This window comes from Acinetobacter piscicola, assembly GCF_015218165.1.
GTDB lineage: Bacteria > Pseudomonadota > Gammaproteobacteria > Pseudomonadales > Moraxellaceae > Acinetobacter > Acinetobacter piscicola_A.
The window spans coordinates 809,909-828,104 of sequence record NZ_CP048659.1 but is presented as its reverse complement, the minus strand read 5'-3'; the positions used below and the strand labels follow the sequence as shown (position 1 = coordinate 828,104).

The window sequence follows — 18,196 nt, the reverse complement described above, 5'->3', positions numbered from 1 at the left end:
TTGCAATAAGATTTTTCAATGAATCTTCATGACCATGCGCAAATACAGTTGTCGTATTTAAAAAATAATCCCAAAAGCAACGTGGTCATTTCTTCATAACATTATGTTTTTATTAAAGGTATTTTCTACTTTTAAAAAACACCTTAACTCTCGTGTCTTTTCAATCACGATCTGCTGGGAATGCATTCGGTGGCGGTGCATATTTATTGGTCTGTTTCTGCTCTTCCTCTGGTGCTTTTAACTCATAGACCACTGTACCAATGATCCCTGTATTTTGAATTGAACCATTGTCCGAGTTTGCTGCATACGATTCTTCAGGTTTTCCAAATGTAAATGAAGCCACTGCGTCGGCACTTTTACGGAAGCCTTCAATGGTTAAAGTATCATGGGCATGTAAGACATAACCTGAATTACTGCGTGATGCTGTACTACCATCAATCACATCCACACCATCCACACTCGTCACGATCTCAAATGTTTTACTGGTATTATTTTCATAATGGAGTTGATAGCTTTGTCCTTCACGTCCTGCCAAAAAGTAATTACTACCTACGCGATACAAAGGAATATTCTCCCCACGATCATCAATAATCGTCAGGCTAATTTTACCCCCTGCAATTGAGATTCCTTGAATCGGTTTGCCTTGGTATTGTTTATCGGCATAACGGACTAAGGTTTCTGCAATCGGAGAATCTGACTTACGTTTTAAATCGACCTCGGTCACGGAGGAGTCAATTTCATCGCCCCATTTGGTTCCGAGTTTTTCATCACTTGCAACATCATTATTGGCATCAGTCGCAGCAGCATCTGCACTGGTTGTTTCACTACGTGTTGAGGGCTGTGTACTATTTTCTTCTGTTTTCTTCGCACATGCGGCAAGAAATACACACATCAGTAAACATAAAAAATAATTTATAATTTTCATCATGATGACCTTTTTTCAAAGATGACTGGGCATCTATTCGAAATTGATTATTTTCAATTGAATAGTCATTTTTAAGGCACTCGGATTATTATCAAGCTGAGCATAACCTGAATATTTCATTTTCTCTAATGCTTATTTTTTGTATTTATGTAACATTATAACATTATAAAAACTAGTCCGCAGGGAATGCATTTGGTGCAGGTGCATAACCATCATTTTGTACTGATCGTTCAGCTTTTGGTACTTTTAATTCATAAACCACTGTGCCAATGATCCCAGTATTTTGAATTGAACCATAGGTACTATTTGCTGCATAAGATTGTTGTGGTGCACTAAAAGTAAATGATGCCACAGCACGATTACTTTTCCTAAATCCCTCAATCGATATTGAACTATAAGGTCTTAATACATAGCCACTTTTTTGTCGAGATGCCTGACGACCATCCAGTACATCTAAACCATCTACACTTGCAACAATTTCAAATGTTTGTGCACTGCTATTGTTATAATGCAATTGGTAACTTTGCCCATTTTGACCTGATAAAAAATAACGCTGTCCTTCTCTATATAATGCTAATGTTCTTCCATGATCATCCAATATCGAAAAACTAATTTTTCCAGATGCCAATGAAATACTGTTAATACGACGTCCTGAAAATTGTTGATCTGCATAGCGAACTTGCGTTTCATCTACGGGCTGATTCGCCCCTCTTTTTAAGTTGACGTGTTGCACATAAGAACTGACATCATCACCCCATTTTGTGCCTAGCTGTTGACTCGCATCAATAAGATTGCTGCTACTCTCGGTTTGAATGGCTTTGGCTGAGTATTCTGCATGGCTGTTTGGCTACTGCTGAACAGGTTGTGATGTACATGCCGCAAGTAATCCAACCCAAAGCAAAGACAATAAATAATATGGCTTCATCATCTGTCATCCTGTTATTCAATTATTTTATGTAAAAAATGATTTAACTTCATATAAACAGATGTGAAACCAGTAATCTGTAGTCATTTGTAGGATAATTTTTATCCTATTGGCTAAGATTTAAAAATCTTTCAACGACGTTTTTATAATGGTCGTAATGTCAAAATTTGCTCACTACGTCCAAATGGTCCATGTATGTCGTGCAATACGGAACTGGTTAAGCCAATTCCATCCTCACCATACTGTTGCACTGTTTCTAAACCTAACCATCTACCTTGGGGTAAACGATATAAATGAATTTGTAAGTCTAGATTTGGAAAGCCCCATGTAAATGGAGGGCTTTGTCGTGCAACAATCCCATTTGCGGTGTCAACCATACCCATCAATTTGACAAATGCTGTGGTTTCTTGACCTTCCACCATATCTAATTCATTACTTAACCACACGATGCCTGCACCTTGACGGCGCTGTTCTGTACGCGCCTCAATAGATTTGATATAGCCTCCCGGCCACTGACGGATGTCATGCCAAATGGGTAAGTTGTCTGGCGTTCCAATTTTTTGATCTTCTAAACCTGCAACATCTTGGCTGTTATTGGTCATCATGCGCCATGTTCTTGCCACGATACAGACTTTGCCTTGAGCTACCATTTCAGATTCAACCAATTCAATGGTTTTTCCACCTCGAATGACTTTAGTGGTGATGCTAAATTCACCCCCTGCAATGAGTCCAAAAATATCTAAACTGATTCGTCCAATACGCACATCATCTCGTGGAGAGAATTGTTCTAGTTCAGCACAGATAATTCCTGTCGCAGGTGCCATATGCTGTTCATGTTCATTCCATGCACCTTGTGCATGAAGCGTAGATTGGTAATGTGCAGTGACCACGCCTTGTTCATCGACTGAACGTTTTAATAACTGATAATAACTCGACATCTTCTTCCCTGCAGCTTGATCTTTAAAATATTTTTACAGCAATTTATACAATTAAATCGCTATATTTTTGTACTCAATTTAGCAAGAAATGTCCAATTTTCAGCAAAATACTGAACCCTATAGTTCAGTATTTTCATATACTTTTATCACGTTTCTATCACAGTTTTGAATAATCTCGTGCACCAAACAAAGCCGTTCCCACGCGTACCATCGTTGAACCTGCTGCAATAGCAGCTTGCATATCCCCTGACATTCCCATACTTAAAGTGTCCCAATCTTCAGGATGCGCATGTTGTAATTTGACTTGCTCAAACAATTGTTTTGCATCAACAAATGCCTGTGTATTATTCGGTGCAGGAATCACCATTAAGCCCCGTAGTTTTAAGTGCGGAAGTTGACTGATGTGCTGTACCAATTCTTCAACTTCACTCGGTTGGCAACCATCTTTACTGTCTTGATTATCGATATTAACTTGAAGACAAATATTGAGTGGTACTTGCGCCACTGTTCTTTGACTCGACAAACGTTCCGCGATCATTAAACGGTCAACGCCATGCACCCATGCAAATTTCTCTGCCAGATGTTTGGTTTTATTGCGTTGTACATGACCAATAAAATGCCACTCAATATCTAAGTCTTGTAATTGTTCAATTTTATCTAACGCTTCTTGTAAATAATTTTCACCAAATGCACGTTGCCCCATATCATACATTGTTTTTAACATTTCACTTGGATGTGTTTTCGACACCGCCAATAATTGCACCTCATCCACATCACGTTGAGCAATGTGACAAGCATGTTCAATCTGTTCAAGGACAATCTTATAGGCTTGTGTTAAATCATTCATGGGCAGTGGTCTCATTTAAAAAAATTTCAGCTTTCTTGTTCATCAAATGTTGGTTATGCTGAACGAAAGCCTTATCATTCTACAAAATAATTAAGTAAATAGGTTTTACTTTGGGGACATTATGGACATTACAGAACTACTAGCATTTTCCGTTAAAAATGGTGCATCAGATTTACACTTATCAGCAGGTATGCCACCCATGATTCGTGTCGATGGTGAAGTGCGCCGTATTAACTTACCTGCATTTGAGCATAAAGATGTACACCGTCTTGTTTATGACATTATGAATGATAAACAACGCCGTGATTATGAAGAACAACTCGAAACTGACTTTTCCTTTGAAGTCCCAGGGGTGGCACGTTTTCGTGTCAACGCATTTAACCAAAATCGCGGTGCAGGTGCGGTATTTCGTACCATTCCATCTAAAGTTTTGACTATGGAAGACTTAGGTCTTGGGCAAATCTTTAAAGACATTTGTGATTATCCAAGAGGAATCGTGTTGGTCACAGGTCCTACGGGTTCAGGTAAATCAACTACCCTCGCTGCGATGCTCGATTATATCAATGACAACCGCTATGATCATATTTTAACGGTAGAAGACCCGATCGAGTTTGTACACCAGTCTAAAAAATGCTTGATCAATCAACGTGAAGTCCATCGTGATACACACGGCTTTAATGAAGCACTACGCTCAGCACTGCGTGAAGACCCTGACATTATCTTGGTCGGTGAGATGCGTGACCTTGAGACCATTCGTTTAGCCTTAACTGCTGCTGAAACAGGTCACTTGGTCTTTGGTACGCTCCATACCACTTCTGCGGCAAAAACCATTGACCGTGTGATTGACGTATTCCCTGCTGAAGAAAAAGACATGGTCCGTGCCATGTTATCTGAATCTTTACAAGCCGTGATTTCACAAACCCTACTGAAGAAAAATGGCGGTGGGCGTGTGGCTGCACATGAAATTATGATCGGTGTACCTGCGATTCGTAACTTGATCCGTGAAAATAAAGTCGCACAAATGTATTCTGCGATTCAAACAGGTGCCAACTACGGTATGACCACACTCGACCAAAGTTTAAAAACATTGGTCTCTAAAGGCACGATCAGCGCACAAGTGGCACGTACTGCGGCAAAACAGCCAGAATCATTCTTATAAGAAAAAGTAAATTTGGGGAATTAGAATGGATTTTAATGATTTGCTTAATATGATGATTGAGCAAAAGGCATCGGACTTGTTTATTACTGCCGATGTTGAACCATCAATGAAGATTAATGGTCAAATTGTTCCTGTGGTCAAAACTAAATTGACTGGAGAATTGGTCGGGCAAATTATTCACTCAATCATGAATGATAAACAACGTAAAGAATTTGCCGAAACGCGTGAGTGCAACTTTGCCATTGTCAACAAAGACAAAACTGCACGTTTTCGTGTCAGTGCATTTCAGCAACGTGATCAACCAGGGATGATTTTACGTCGAATCGAAACCACGATTCCGACCATGGAAGATTTAAAGCTACCACCAATCTTAAAAGATCTCGCCATGACCAAGCGTGGCATTATCATTTTTGTAGGAGCAACAGGTACAGGTAAATCGACCTCTTTGGCATCATTGATCGGTTACCGAAATCAAAACTCTAAAGGTCATATTATTACCATCGAAGACCCAATCGAGTTCGTACATGAACATGCAGGCTGTATTATCACCCAACGCGAAGTAGGCATTGATACAGACTCTTTTGAAGTCGCACTGAAAAATACTTTACGTCAAGCACCTGACGTCATTTTGATTGGTGAGATTCGTTCTCGTGAAACCATGGATTATGCGATTGCCTTTGCTGAAACAGGTCACTTGGTCTTTGCAACCCTGCATGCCAATAACGCCAACCAAGCCATCGATCGTATTATTCACTTCTTTGAATCAGACCGTCATAGTCAATTGTTTATGGACTTGTCCTTAAACCTCAAAGCCATGATTGCGCAGCAACTCATCCCAACCCCAGATGGCAATTCACGCCGTGCGGCAATTGAGATTCTCATTAACTCGCCATTAATTTCAGATTTGATCCGTAAAGGTGATGTACATGAAATCAAAGATTTAATGAAACGCTCACGTGAATTGGGTATGCAAACCTTTGACCAAGCTTTATTTGATCTTTATAAAGCAGGTCAAATTACCTATAAAGATGCGCTAAAACATGCAGACTCACCAAATGACTTACGTCTACAGATTAAGCTTGATGAAGAAGGTGGTGCACAGTTATTGAATGCCAACAACAAACTAACCTTTGACGGTCAATAATCATTTTTTAAAAGCGTGTAAAAAGGGAGCTAAACCACTAGCTCCCTTTTTTAATTTGTTGTATTTATGTGATTTTATTTCTTACGAAATGCTTCTTGGCATTCTTGTTCATCACAATAACCATAGAGGTTTAATGAATGTCCTGTAAGATTAAAACCGTATTGCTCAGCAACTTTATGCTGCTCATGTTCAATAATATCATTTGTAAATTCAATTACTTTATTACAGTTTTGGCACACAAGGTGATCGTGGTGATCCTCTTGCATGATTTCAAAAACAGAGTGATTATTTTCAAAATGATGGCGCTGAATAATTCCAGCTGCCTCAAATTGTGTTAACACACGATATACGGTCGCAAGACCCACATCTTCACCTTGTTCAAGTAATGTTTTATAAATGTCTTCCGCGCTCAAGTGATGTTGTCTTGAATTTTCTAATAATTCCAAAATCTTGATTCGTGGTAGGGTAACTTTAAGTCCAGCTTTGCGTAAATCCTGATTTGAAATAGGCATATAAAAGGGTCTCTCAACAAATTTTAAGTTGGAATATGCAACAGTCTTGAGATGCAGTATGATCTATCCATAGATCAATTGCATCATAATTAATTTGGGATAGTGTAGCAAAATGCAAAAAATCATGCTGACGTTATTCGTCGCTTCTTTACTTGGTGGATGTTCAGTATTCGGTGTCTATAAGGTAGACATTCCACAAGGAACACCACTCACCCAAGCCCAGGCCTCAAAAGTTCAAGTCGGTATGAGTTATCAACAAGTCCGCTTTTTGCTAGGCAGTCCAACTGTAACAGATCCATTAAATCCACTACGTTGGGACTACATTTACAACTACATCCCTGGAACTTACGCGAAAAAAGCAAAAATTCCAGCAGCACATGGGCAACACTTAAAAATATATTTTAATGAGTCAGGAATTGTGTCTAATATTGAAGGATTAGAGACGATCCCAGAATCTCAACCTGGTTTGCCTGCTTCCAAAGAAGCAATTTTGAATGCGCCTCCACTATAGTCAATTTAGAATAAAAAGAAACCCCTTAGCTAGGGGTTTTTTATTATCAAGTAGATAGTTTTAAGCGATCAACAAAATAAAGTACTATTTGGATAATAATTGGCGATAACGATTGCCACGACAATAGCGTCCAACAGGATTTGCCTTGGCGCGATTACGGCGAATATCTTTCGGATTGATGGTCAATGCACGATAAATTTCCACCCGATCCCCTGCTTGGAGCAACTGGTGTTCATCCGCGATCTTTAGCCCAAAAATACCCAACTGATATTTCTCAGGTAACTCAATCTGCGCTTGGATGCCACTTTGTACAATTGCATCCAAAGCCGTCATACCCTCTTGAAAAGCAACAGCGATATGAAACTGCTGCGTTTGAGTAGCATATGCCACCCAAACTTTAGATGTTCGATCCAGCGTCATTAGAACAATTGTCCCACTAAAGCAATGATTGCAAGCACAATCGCTAAAGGTGACACAATACGCACCGCGATACGCCAAATATTATAAAATGCCTCATTGCTGAAATTCATTGCTTTACGCAAATGACTGATCTTCATGATCCAACCCACAAAAATTGCATAGATTAAACAAATCACTAAACCCCATAACATCAAGATTGGATTGAAAATCACAGCTATATTTGGAATTGCCCATACCAACAATGCCACCAACACAATCACAAACTGTAAAACAGGTGCAATTTGACGTTGGCTTAACTGCTCTTTTGCCAATTGTAATAACAAGGCTGCACTTGCTATTGCGGCAAAACATACCGTATATGCAGGGATTTGTGCGGATACAGCAAAGAAACCAAAAGCAATGACAGCAATTAACTGTGCCAACCAAATTGGCAGTACAACACCCGTTGCAGCACTTTCTTTTGCATGCAAGGTGTTCGTCTGCCAATACAAACCTAGTCCTAAGCCACTCGCAACCAATGCCAAAATCGCTGCATTACCCCACTCCTTAAATTCAATAGCGGTGACATGCCAAGGCTGTAAGGCTGTACCAAATACATTTGCTACAATCAAAGAAGCAATCACAGCCAATGTCGTCAACACGACTAAAATCTGACGAGATAAAAATGACAATGCAAATGCCACCACCGCACAGATCACAAAGAATACATTGGCTTGTAAACTTAACTGTACACTTTGCAAAGCATTCACAGTGATATTAGATACAATTGCGCCTGCAAGAAATGGAATAAATACGACGGAAAGCCACCCCACAATGCGCCATTTTTGTGAAGCATCAGCATCACGTGTCAAAGCAGCCAAAGCGGCAAGCGGACTTTGTTTCGAACGTTTTGCAAGTGCAATTTCTAAATAGGTGATTGGCAATGCCAAAAGCAGCATAGTTGCTAACCACAATAACCAAAAATCAATTTGTCGATCAAACTGAATATCGAGACTTGGCGCTAAGCCAACAATAATCATAAATGAAAGACAAAATGCCATGAGCGGCGATAACCATCGTGACATAGAATAATCCTGCATGAGGTGTTTCGTAATAAAGTGCTGCTATTTTGCCTTTGTCCTCAGTGAAAATCAAAGTTTAGGCATAAAAAAAGCAAACCAAAACCTCTGGTTTGCTGCGCTAATAAGAATCTTATTCATTTTATTTCAGTTTTTATTATCTCAATTAATAGAGTTAAGAGAAAAAGCGTTGAAACCAGTTTTTGCCTTTTTTCTTTTCATTTTCACGAATAATCCCCATCATATTATGTTTCACTGCCCCAACATAATCTGCATCATCGTGTTGAATATGGTTAATCAACCATTTTGCTAAGACTTCACTTAACTCATTTTCAATCGATTTACCGTCTTGAAAATCTTGGCGATAACCCTCGATACGCTTAATAAATAAATCATGTACGCGTTTATGGGGTACACGATATTTATAATTTGCTTCTTCTTGCAAACTTTCTTCAAATGTAAAATGTGATTGCGTATAATCAATAATATTATCTAAAACTTCTTTAACTTGTGCACGATCAGAGACAATATCAACATTTTGCAAATCATTAATATAATCTAAAATGCGTTTATGTTGATCATCGATAACCTCTATCCCTGTATTATATTCAGGAAGCCATTTCATCTTCATCGCATTGCCCCACACAAGTTAAAATATTTTCACAATCATTCAGCTACATCATAAACCTTTAAAAAACAAATAAAAATCAATCAGATTAGTCGGGATTCACTATTTTTTATACAAAAAAACATAAATTACTGTTTTGTATTAATATTTAATATAATGCCAAGTAAAACAATAAAGTATTTTTTAACCAATCTATAGTTTGATTTTAATATTATATATAAAATATGATTTCTTAAAATAAGCTAATAAATCAAGAAAAAGTTAAATAAATATCAGTGATAATATTTATTTAAGCAGAAACAATATCAGAATATATTAGACCTCTTGCGAAAGTCGTTATTGCAAGTTCATTCGGTTTACCAGTACAGCGATTAAGTTAATGCGTAAACCGAATCTTTTTCGTCTATTTCGATAGCGTTCACTTAGTATTCTAAATCTTTTCAATTGACTGTTAATATGTTCGATTACAACTCGTATTTTTCCAATCATTTTATTGTAATTTTTCTCAGCATCAAATAAGGGGAAATTCTTCTTTTTCTTTATTGGCATCAATAATTTAAAGCCATCTTGCTCTAACCCATAGTACCCTAAATCGGTTATAACATAGTCACAATGTTTGAATTTCTTAACTGTTTTTCTTGCCAATTTAATATCATGCTGACTGCCAGACGATATATCTACTCCTATGATTTGTTTGCTCTTCGGATGATAGATCACTTGAGCTTTTAACGTATGTTTCTTCTTTTTACCACTGTAGAACTTACTCTGATTTTTTTTTCGGGCGTTCTATTGAACATTCTGTAGCATCAATAATGACCCAGTTAAATTGTTCGTTTGCTGTGGTAATGCTTCGTTTGGGCAAGGTAAAACGTCTTGATTTCATTAATGCATCTTCAACCTTTTTAATAGTTCGATTCACATTACTTTCAGCGATATGGTAATTTACAGCCAATTCCAATTGAGTGCTGTAATTCCGTAAGTAATTGAGTGTTAATAACAATTGATCCTCTATAGCTAAAGTATGAGGACGCCCAGATTTCTTTTTAAGTGATTCTGCTTCTTTTAAAACTTCGACCATTTCACTAAAAACTGGTCGAGGTACGCCAACCAAGCGCTGGAATTCAGAATCTGAAAAACGGTTTAATTTCTGATATTTCATGAAATCTATATTGAGGCAGTTTTTACTTTCGCAAGAGGTCTATTGAAAAAAAAATAATACACACCCCTATGATAGTATTATTTAATTAATATTGATCCGCTTTCGTAACACGTTTTAAACTTGGATCTTTCGCTTCACGCTGCAAACGTTCAACGACAGTCAGTGCTTGTTTAATCGGTTGTCCATTTTGAAATAAAATCATTTCACCCGCTTGATATGCATGCCACACTTCATTATTGGTTAAAGGTTCAGTGGTAATCACTGCAACCCGATCCTCAGGTGTCGTGACTTCACTAAAATCAACTTCAACATCAAGATCAATCAGACTTGCGGGTTGGAACGGATATTCACGCACAATCCAATGCAGTTTTGTAGTCGCATAGCTAAAAAGAGCCTGCCCATTCGATAAACAAAAGTTAAATGTACCGTGTTCAGCTATTTTTGGAGAGATTTCTAGAAGTGCAGCAAAAATCTCATTTAAAGAGGGTTCATGATAACCAAATTTTTCTACTAGTTTATCCAATAAATAACAAAAGGATAATTCACTGTCCGTATTGCCTACAGGGGTAAAACGCCCCGAAAGTCTTGGATTAAAATGATGTAAATCACCATTATGAGCAAAAATCCACTGCCTCCCCCACAACTCACGGACAAAAGGATGTGAGTTTTCTAAAGTGATTTTGCCTTGTGTTGCTTTACGGATATGTGCAATCACGTTACGTGACTTGATCGGATAATTACGAACCAACTCTGCAATCGGAGATTCAACTGCAGATTGATTATCCACAAATAAACGACAGGCTTTGTCTTCAAAAAAGGCAATGCCAAAACCATCTGAATGATCAGATGTTATTCCTGCTCGTTGAGAAAACCCACGAAAGGAAAACGTAATATCTGTTGGTGTTGCACAGTTCATTCCGAGTAATTGGCACATAATCTTTTATTTGAACATGATCATTATGTGAATATTGTGCATGAGTCACACTTCGCTTGCAAATCTGAATGTTTACAAACGAAATGTGCTTTTCTTATATTATGAACGATTGACCATTTTATTGAGCACAAAATGCTTGGCAATTTCATTGACATCTAAAAAGACAAAATAATCTAAACAATTAAATTGTTCATCATGGTAAGCCTGTTGTGACAAACGAGCTTTCATTTTCAAATACACATCAAATAATTTTGGAATACGTTCATCTTGTGGAAAACTAAACTCAGGATGGATCGGTTCATAACTCGGTCGTGCAGGAACATGAATGGTTTGGCTTTGATCTAGTTTTTTAATAAATTGATGGGTGTAATAGGCACGTGCTTTATTGTCTTCTAAGCGAATCGAAACACAGCCCATTAAATGTTTAGCTTTCATTTTCCAAAGCACCATCGGCACTAAATTTAACCATAAAATCGACAATGCCTTACCATTACGATAGCGCGGATGTACACAGGTGCGTCCAATTTCAACAATATTGCTTAAATGTGAAAATTGAGAAATATCAAATTCTTGAGCACTATAACTATTTGCTAAATCATCGCCTTGTACCAATTTTAAACGAGTATAAGCAACAATTTCATTGCTCCATTTATCACGCAAAACAGCATGATGACAATCTAAGTCATATAAATCTTGGTCTAAACCATGTTCAAATTGGATACCAAATTGTTGTGAAAATTGTTCTGCGCGAAACTTTTGAATCTCTTTGAGTTGTTTAATGTCTTCTGCCCATTCAAATTTATAATGTAATTGTGCTTTTTTAGCACGAGTTAATGGGAAGCTAATGTTTTGTCTGTATTGATTTAATCTTGCAAACATAATTTAGAACTCCTTGTGCTTTTCATCACACTAGAGAATCTAAATGACAAATGAATGACTAATTGATGACCATTCAAAAACAAATACATGTGTCTTCAATAGAAGCTAAATTTTCATCATAAAAAAGCCAGTTTAAACACTGGCTTCTTCAGTTGACGATTTTAAAGGATTAAGCACCGCTTGGCTTTGTTCGGTTGGTGATCAAAGTACCGACCCCATGATCAGTAAAAATTTCCAATAGCGTTGCATGTGGCACACGTCCATCCACAATATGTGCGCTCACCACGCCACCTTTCACAGCATCTAAAGCACAACCAACTTTTGGAATCATGCCACCATAAATCACACCTGTATCGATCAGATGATCAACTTCTTGGGTAGACAAACCTGTTAACAGATTTTTATTTTCATCCAAAACACCAGTGATGTTGGTCAGTAAAATAAGCTTTTCAGCACCTAAAGCTTCAGCCACTTTACCTGCAACCAAGTCGGCATTAATGTTATAGGTTTTACCCTCTTCATCGACACCTAAAGGTGCAATGACAGGAATAAAATCACTTTGGGTAAACATTTCTAAAACATCGGTTTTAACGCCAGTCACTTCACCGACTAACCCTAAATCAATGTGTTGTACTGAACCATCCTCCTGGATTTTTTCCATCAATAGTTTTTTAGCACGTAATAAATTACCATCTTTACCCGTGAGACCAATAGCACGACCACCATGTTTATTGATCAAATTTACGATAGATTTGTTCACACTACCGCCAAGGACCATTTCTACAACTTCCATCGTTGCAGGATCGGTTACACGCATCCCATCGATACGGTCAGATTCACGACCGAGTTGTTTTAAAAATGAATCAACTTGAGGACCGCCACCATGTACCACGATTGGATTAATCCCTACCGTTTTTAACAACACGATGTCACGTGCAAATGAGCTTTCCAAAGCAGGATCAGTCATCGCATTGCCACCATATTTCACGACTAGCGTTTTACCTGAAAAGCGTTGAATATACGGTAACGCTTCTGTCAAAATTTGCGCTTTGTCAGTGCCAGTATGTTGATGTGGCATTACGCCTCTCCCATGTAGAAATGATATTAATGAGCTTTCAAAATGTCTTGAGCAATCATAGGATAATGATCATGCAACATAGACGCAAATGTTTGTCGAATTTCATCTAAACGTGATGGATTGTCGGCATCAAAACGTACTGTAAAAAACTCACCCGTATTTGATGCTCGAATAATGCCAAATCCATGATCAAAATCAAGTCGAATGCCATCTATTTTAATCAATTCTGCACCATAACCTGTGCTCAATTGTTCAATTTCACTCAACACTTTTTTAGGATTCGTACTATGCGTACTGATATAAGTATCTTCGGTATAACAACGTTCAGGATAAGCTGCCAACACTTGCGATAACGTCGTTTCCTTGGGCGATTCACATAAATATTCCATTACACGCAACGCTGCATAGATACCATCATCGTAACCTAGACCACGTCCATCATTAAATACATAATGCCCTGCATATTCGCCGCCAAAAACAGCCTGCCCTTTAGATTGGGTTAAATATTTGCGTAAAAAACTACTGCCCGTACGAATCATGGTGGCTTTACCCCCCATTTTTTCAATAGTTTCACGTACCATAGAAGAACATTTCACATCAAAAACAATTTCACGATGTGGATTGGCACGCAGACAAATCTGTGCAAATAAAGCCATTAAACGATCTGCAGAAATAATGTGCGCATTTTCATCTAAAATCACCACACGATCGCCATCGCCATCCAGTGCAATCCCAAGATCAGCTTGATGAGTTAAAATATTTTGTCGTAATAATTCCAAATGTGTCGCTTGAGATGGATCAGGTGCATGATCAGGAAAATTACCATCGGCATTACAGCGTAAAGCAATCACTTCACAGCCAAGTTTTTTCAAAATAATATGTGAACAAAATCCTGCCGAACCATTTAAACCATCAATCACCACTTTCAAGGGTCGTTTTAAATAAATATCACGTAAAATTGCGGCTTGATAGGCTGTACAAAATTCTGTTTTGATTTCAGGTTTGACTTGTGGCACGACCATTGCTGATTTTTGTTGTGCCAATACATGCTTCGCTTCTTGACCCACTGCTTGAATCATATCAGGACAAGGGGGCTCAGCATTGATAATCCACTTTATCCCATTGTCAGTTTTAGGATTATGACTCGCAGTCACAATAATGCCATTGCCCTGTGTTTTTCTTGCAGCAAAATACATTTGTGGCGACGCACAGCAGCCAATCGAAATCACTTTAAAATGATGTTGTAAAAATACATTTTCTATAATTTTGGCAAAAATTGGACTCGTCAAACGTGCATCATATCCAATGACAATCTGGTCTTGTTGTTGTTGCTGATATTGTTTTACTAAAGCTTGCGCAATACAGTAAACCAATTCAGGTGTTAATAATTCAACTTTTCCACGAATATCATATGCACGAAAAATATGATGTGGAAATTCTAAGGAATTGATCATAAGCAATACTTCTAATGACTTCCGCCCTTTAGATAACCAATATAGAGTCACCTTTTTATAATGGGGACAAAATCAAAATGATTTAAAATTGTTGATATAACTATAGGCAAATATAAAACATATTTTAAATATACTTTTGGTTACAAAACGAGAAAAAATGACAAAAAGCCTGATTAACAGGCTTTTTTATCTAAAAAATTACAAATGTAGATCAATTCTGACCTGTATGTCCAAAACCACCTGCACCACGTTCAGTCGCTTCAAAATCATTGACTAAATCAAACTCAGCTTGTACCACAGGCACAAGTACATATTGTGCTAAACGTTCACCAGGCTCTAAGGTAAATGTAGTCTGTCCACGATTCCACACAGATACCATCAATTCACCTTGATAATCTGAATCAATCAAGCCGACCAAATTACCCAAAACAATACCATGCTTATGTCCTAAGCCTGAACGTGGTAATACTAAGCCTGCAAAACTTGGGTCTTGAATATAAATCGCCAAACCTGTTTTCACTAAAACCGTTTGACCCGGTTCAATTTGTGTCGCTTCATCTACACATGCACGTAGATCTAAACCTGCTGAACCTGTTGTCGCATATGTTGGCATTGGCCATTCTTGACCTAAACGCTGATCAAGTACTTTGACTTGCACTTTCATACTAAAATCCTATATTGAACACAATGAAAACTAAAAATCTCTCTTATTCCCACACAGGTCAGAGAGATTTAAAAAATAACTAAAAAGGGTATATTAACGTTTTAATAACGCTTTTAAATTTTGTAGATAATGCTGTGCTTGCTGTTTTGGATCGACATTTTCAGCGAACTTTTTCTTGCGTCCTAACCAATCCAACTCATCTTGTGGCAACTCATCTAGAAAACGACTTGGGGTCATTTGCTTCATTTGTCCGCCATTTTTGCGCTGTTCCGCCAAGGTCAAGGTCAAGCCCTGTTGTGCTCGAGTAATCCCCACATACATCAAACGGCGTTCTTCTTCGATGGTTTCAGCCGCAATCGAGTTTTTATGCGGAAGCAACTCTTCCTCTAAACCCATGATATAAACAAATGGAAACTCTAAACCTTTTGATGCATGCAAGGTCAACAGATTCACTTTATCCGTGTCTTCTTCTTCCTGTTGCTGTTCAAGCATATCAAGCAACACCATTTTACGAATCACACTTTCAATGTTTTTTTCATCGACATCTTCGGCACGATTAATCAAACTTTGGATACTGCTATATAGCATTTCTACATTATCCAACTTGGTTTTTTCTTGCGCAGGTGTGGCAGCAGATTCACGTAAATAATCAATATAGCCCGCTTCATTCATCATCTGACGAATTTTCGGCACAGGCTCATCATCATCTAATAGTTCACGGGTAAAGTCTTCAATAAAACCTGCAAACTCAGCCAGTTGTGTCGTCGCTTTTTTCGGCATCACCATGGTAAGACGTTGATCACTTGCAGCCGCTAAAAGTGATAAATGATTTTCTTGAGCAAATAAACCCAATTTTTCCAATGTCACAGGACCAATCGCACGTTTTGGGGTATTGATAATGCGTAAGAAAGCACTGTCATCTTCAGGGTTAATAATTACCCTTAAATAACTCATGATGTCTTTGATTTCAGCACGCGCAAAGAAAGACTGACCACCTGAAAGTTTATAAGGAATTTGCATTTGACGCAGTTGGGTTTCGAGTACACGGGCTTGGAAATTTCCGCGATACAACACCGCATAATCTTTCCAATTTTTCCCATTCATCAATTTATGCGTTAGTAAATCTTTCACTACACGTTCAGATTCATCATCATCATTACGACAAGTAATAACACGAATGACTTCACCATGCCCTTTATCACTCCACAATTTTTTATCAAAAATATGCGGATTGTTGTCAATCACATGGTTTGCTGCTTTTAAAATACGACTGGTTGAACGGTAGTTTTGTTCAAGCTTAATCACTTTTAAATTATGAAAGTCTTCTTTGAGCAATGCCATATTTTCAGGCTTTGCACCACGCCATGCGTAAATCGATTGGTCATCATCACCTACGGCAGTGAACTGCCCCATCACACCAACCAGTAATTTCACTAAAATATACTGTGCGGTGTTGGTGTCTTGATATTCATCAACCAGTAAATAACGAATACGATTTTGCCAACGGTCACGTACTTCGGCATTGTCTTGTAACAACCGTGTTGGCATCACGATTAAATCATCAAAATCTACGGCATTATAAGCACGTAAATTACGCTCATAAAGTTGATATAAATGGGCAAATTGCACATCTTCTGTGGTTTCACAGGTATTGTGCGCTTGCTCAGGTAAAATCAGATCGTTTTTCCAATCCGAAATTTTCTTCATGGCTTTGGCGATCAAATCTTTACTTTCTGCACCTGATAAATTATCGCGATGCATCAAATCCATCAAAATACGTTTACAGTCATCAGCATCTAAGATCGAAAAGTTATTTTTTAAAGGCGTATGCTTCAACTCTAAACGCAATAAATTCAAACCAAAGGTATGGAACGTCGATACAGAAAGGCCTTTGCCTTCTTCTTTACCCAGCAGTTTACCCACACGCTCTTTCATTTCACGAGCAGCTTTGTTGGTAAATGTCATTGCCGTAATACGATGTGCAGGAATGCCACACTGTTGTACCAAATAGGCAATTTTACGGGTAATCACTGAAGTTTTGCCTGAACCTGCCCCTGCAAGTACTAACAAGGGTCCTTGAGTATACTTCATGGCTTCAAGTTGCTTGTCGTTCAACTGACTTGCTTTTGACATTGTTCATCCTCTAAAAACTTCGAGCTAGATTATAGTCATCAAAAGCGATCTTGCCTAATTTTTCATGCTTTTTTGCAAGCTTTTTCACAAATAAAAAACCACCCGAAGGTGGTTCTTTAAGTCAATTTAGAAACAATAATTATTTAGTTTCATAAACTGTGATTTCTACACGACGGTTTTGTTCACGACCTGCAGCTGTTGAGTTATCAGCAACTGGCGAAGTTGAACCATAACCTCTCGCTGTCATACGAGACGCAGAAATACCTTGAGTCGCAAGATAGTTCAATACTGAACTTGCACGGCTTTGAGACAATGGAATATTGATTGAATCATTACCTGTGTTATCGGTATGACCATGAATAACAAGTGCTAATTTACCAGCTGTACCACCTTCAGCCAATACACGAGCAACGTCATTTAACGCTGATTGGAATTTAGGTTGAATTGATGCTGAGTTTGTCGCGAAAGTTACACTTGGCATTACCATATTGATTGAGCCATCTGGATTACGGTTTACATCAACACCTGTACCCGCTAACTCTTCACGTAAACGTTTTTCTTTACGATCAAGCAGTGCTCCTGCACCTGCACCAACAACTGCACCAATTGCAGCAGCTTGACCCATTTTATCTTTATCAGCATTTGAATACGCAATACCAGCGCCTAATAATGCACCTAAGCCAGTACCAATTGCTGCTTTATCATATTCCATATTTTGGCAACCAGAAAGTGCCAAAGCCCCTACTACCGCTGAGATTACAAGTGCACGCATTACATGCCTCCAAGGTTGGTGTTTTTCTATGTTAGAAATAATGATTTAAATTATGC

At 38.1% G+C, this 18,196-nt stretch carries 18 protein-coding genes and 1 pseudogene; 3 read left to right on the top strand and 16 right to left on the bottom strand.

From position 1 onward, the window contains the following. Nucleotides 1-160: 160 nt before the first annotated feature. The 4 genes and pseudogenes from G0028_RS04000 to G0028_RS03985 form a co-directional block, all read right to left on the bottom strand. Entirely contained in the window at nt 161-925 is a 765-nt protein-coding gene (locus G0028_RS04000) for a hypothetical protein (protein ID WP_130074017.1), read from the bottom strand. Nucleotides 926-1,097: 172 nt separating this feature from the next. Next, a pseudogene (locus tag G0028_RS03995) lies at nt 1,098-1,853 on the bottom strand (hypothetical protein). A gap of 140 nt (nt 1,854-1,993) precedes the next feature. Then, entirely contained in the window at nt 1,994-2,788 is a 795-nt protein-coding gene (locus tag G0028_RS03990; protein WP_180046108.1) for a thioesterase family protein, read from the bottom strand. Between the two features lie 157 nt (nt 2,789-2,945). Continuing rightward, nucleotides 2,946-3,635, bottom strand: coding sequence for a YggS family pyridoxal phosphate-dependent enzyme (locus G0028_RS03985; RefSeq protein ID WP_180046110.1), 690 nt, complete (start codon nt 3,633-3,635; stop codon nt 2,946-2,948). 121 nt (nt 3,636-3,756) lie between these two features. On the opposite strand from G0028_RS03985, the gene G0028_RS03980 reads away from it, so the two are divergent. Continuing rightward, nucleotides 3,757-4,794, top strand: coding sequence for a type IV pilus twitching motility protein PilT (locus tag G0028_RS03980; protein WP_130074021.1), 1,038 nt, complete (start codon nt 3,757-3,759; stop codon nt 4,792-4,794). Nucleotides 4,795-4,819: 25 nt separating this feature from the next. Further along, complete coding sequence (locus tag G0028_RS03975) at nt 4,820-5,938, top strand: PilT/PilU family type 4a pilus ATPase (protein ID WP_180046112.1); 1,119 nt, start codon at nt 4,820-4,822, stop codon at nt 5,936-5,938. A 74-nt stretch (nt 5,939-6,012) separates the two neighbouring features. Here the strand turns inward: G0028_RS03975 and fur are convergent, their stop codons facing one another. Beyond that, entirely contained in the window at nt 6,013-6,450 is a 438-nt protein-coding gene (gene fur / locus G0028_RS03970; protein ID WP_130074023.1) for a ferric iron uptake transcriptional regulator, read from the bottom strand. 112 nt (nt 6,451-6,562) lie between these two features. Between fur and G0028_RS03965 the strand changes: the two genes are divergently transcribed. Continuing rightward, entirely contained in the window at nt 6,563-6,961 is a 399-nt protein-coding gene (locus G0028_RS03965) for an outer membrane protein assembly factor BamE (RefSeq protein WP_130074024.1), read from the top strand. An 84-nt stretch (nt 6,962-7,045) separates the two neighbouring features. Here G0028_RS03965 and G0028_RS03960 read toward each other — a convergent pair whose 3' ends face one another. From G0028_RS03960 to G0028_RS03910, 11 genes are all read right to left on the bottom strand, one after another. Further along, entirely contained in the window at nt 7,046-7,381 is a 336-nt protein-coding gene (locus tag G0028_RS03960; protein ID WP_174493240.1) for an RnfH family protein, read from the bottom strand. After that, on the bottom strand, nt 7,381-8,460 hold the full coding sequence (locus tag G0028_RS03955) for a hypothetical protein (protein WP_174493241.1): 1,080 nt from the start codon (nt 8,458-8,460) through the stop codon (nt 7,381-7,383). Before G0028_RS03955 ends, G0028_RS03960 begins: the two co-directional genes overlap by 1 nt. Nucleotides 8,461-8,614: 154 nt before the next feature. Continuing rightward, on the bottom strand, nt 8,615-9,070 hold the full coding sequence (locus G0028_RS03950; protein ID WP_130074027.1) for a bacteriohemerythrin: 456 nt from the start codon (nt 9,068-9,070) through the stop codon (nt 8,615-8,617). 333 nt (nt 9,071-9,403) lie between these two features. Further along, nucleotides 9,404-10,226 (bottom strand): IS5 family transposase gene (locus G0028_RS03945; protein ID WP_194088746.1). Its coding sequence is split into 2 segments (ribosomal slippage): nt 9,404-9,844 and nt 9,846-10,226, totalling 822 coding nucleotides; the frame shifts between segments, so codons are not numbered across the junction. A gap of 85 nt (nt 10,227-10,311) precedes the next feature. After that, on the bottom strand, nt 10,312-11,160 hold the full coding sequence (locus G0028_RS03940) for a class II glutamine amidotransferase (RefSeq protein WP_174493242.1): 849 nt from the start codon (nt 11,158-11,160) through the stop codon (nt 10,312-10,314). Between the two features lie 99 nt (nt 11,161-11,259). Further along, nucleotides 11,260-12,039 carry a GNAT family N-acetyltransferase gene (locus tag G0028_RS03935; RefSeq protein ID WP_180047587.1) on the bottom strand — a complete coding sequence of 260 codons (780 nt, stop codon included), beginning with the start codon at nt 12,037-12,039 and terminating at the stop codon, nt 11,260-11,262. A gap of 169 nt (nt 12,040-12,208) precedes the next feature. Then, complete coding sequence (gene argB / locus G0028_RS03930) at nt 12,209-13,117, bottom strand: acetylglutamate kinase (protein WP_130074030.1); 909 nt, start codon at nt 13,115-13,117, stop codon at nt 12,209-12,211. A 26-nt stretch (nt 13,118-13,143) separates the two neighbouring features. Further along, a complete protein-coding gene (locus G0028_RS03925) occupies nt 13,144-14,571 on the bottom strand; it encodes a phosphomannomutase/phosphoglucomutase (RefSeq protein ID WP_180047588.1) in 1,428 nt (475 codons plus the stop codon). Nucleotides 14,572-14,782: 211 nt separating this feature from the next. After that, nucleotides 14,783-15,235 (bottom strand): dUTP diphosphatase, encoded by a 453-nt coding sequence (gene dut / locus G0028_RS03920; RefSeq protein ID WP_130074032.1) that lies wholly within the window; start codon nt 15,233-15,235, stop codon nt 14,783-14,785. Nucleotides 15,236-15,328: 93 nt separating this feature from the next. Next, entirely contained in the window at nt 15,329-17,368 is a 2,040-nt protein-coding gene (locus tag G0028_RS03915; protein WP_180047591.1) for a UvrD-helicase domain-containing protein, read from the bottom strand. Between the two features lie 139 nt (nt 17,369-17,507). Continuing rightward, nucleotides 17,508-18,140 carry an OmpA family protein gene (locus G0028_RS03910; RefSeq protein WP_130074034.1) on the bottom strand — a complete coding sequence of 211 codons (633 nt, stop codon included), beginning with the start codon at nt 18,138-18,140 and terminating at the stop codon, nt 17,508-17,510. Nucleotides 18,141-18,196: the final 56 nt, after the last annotated feature.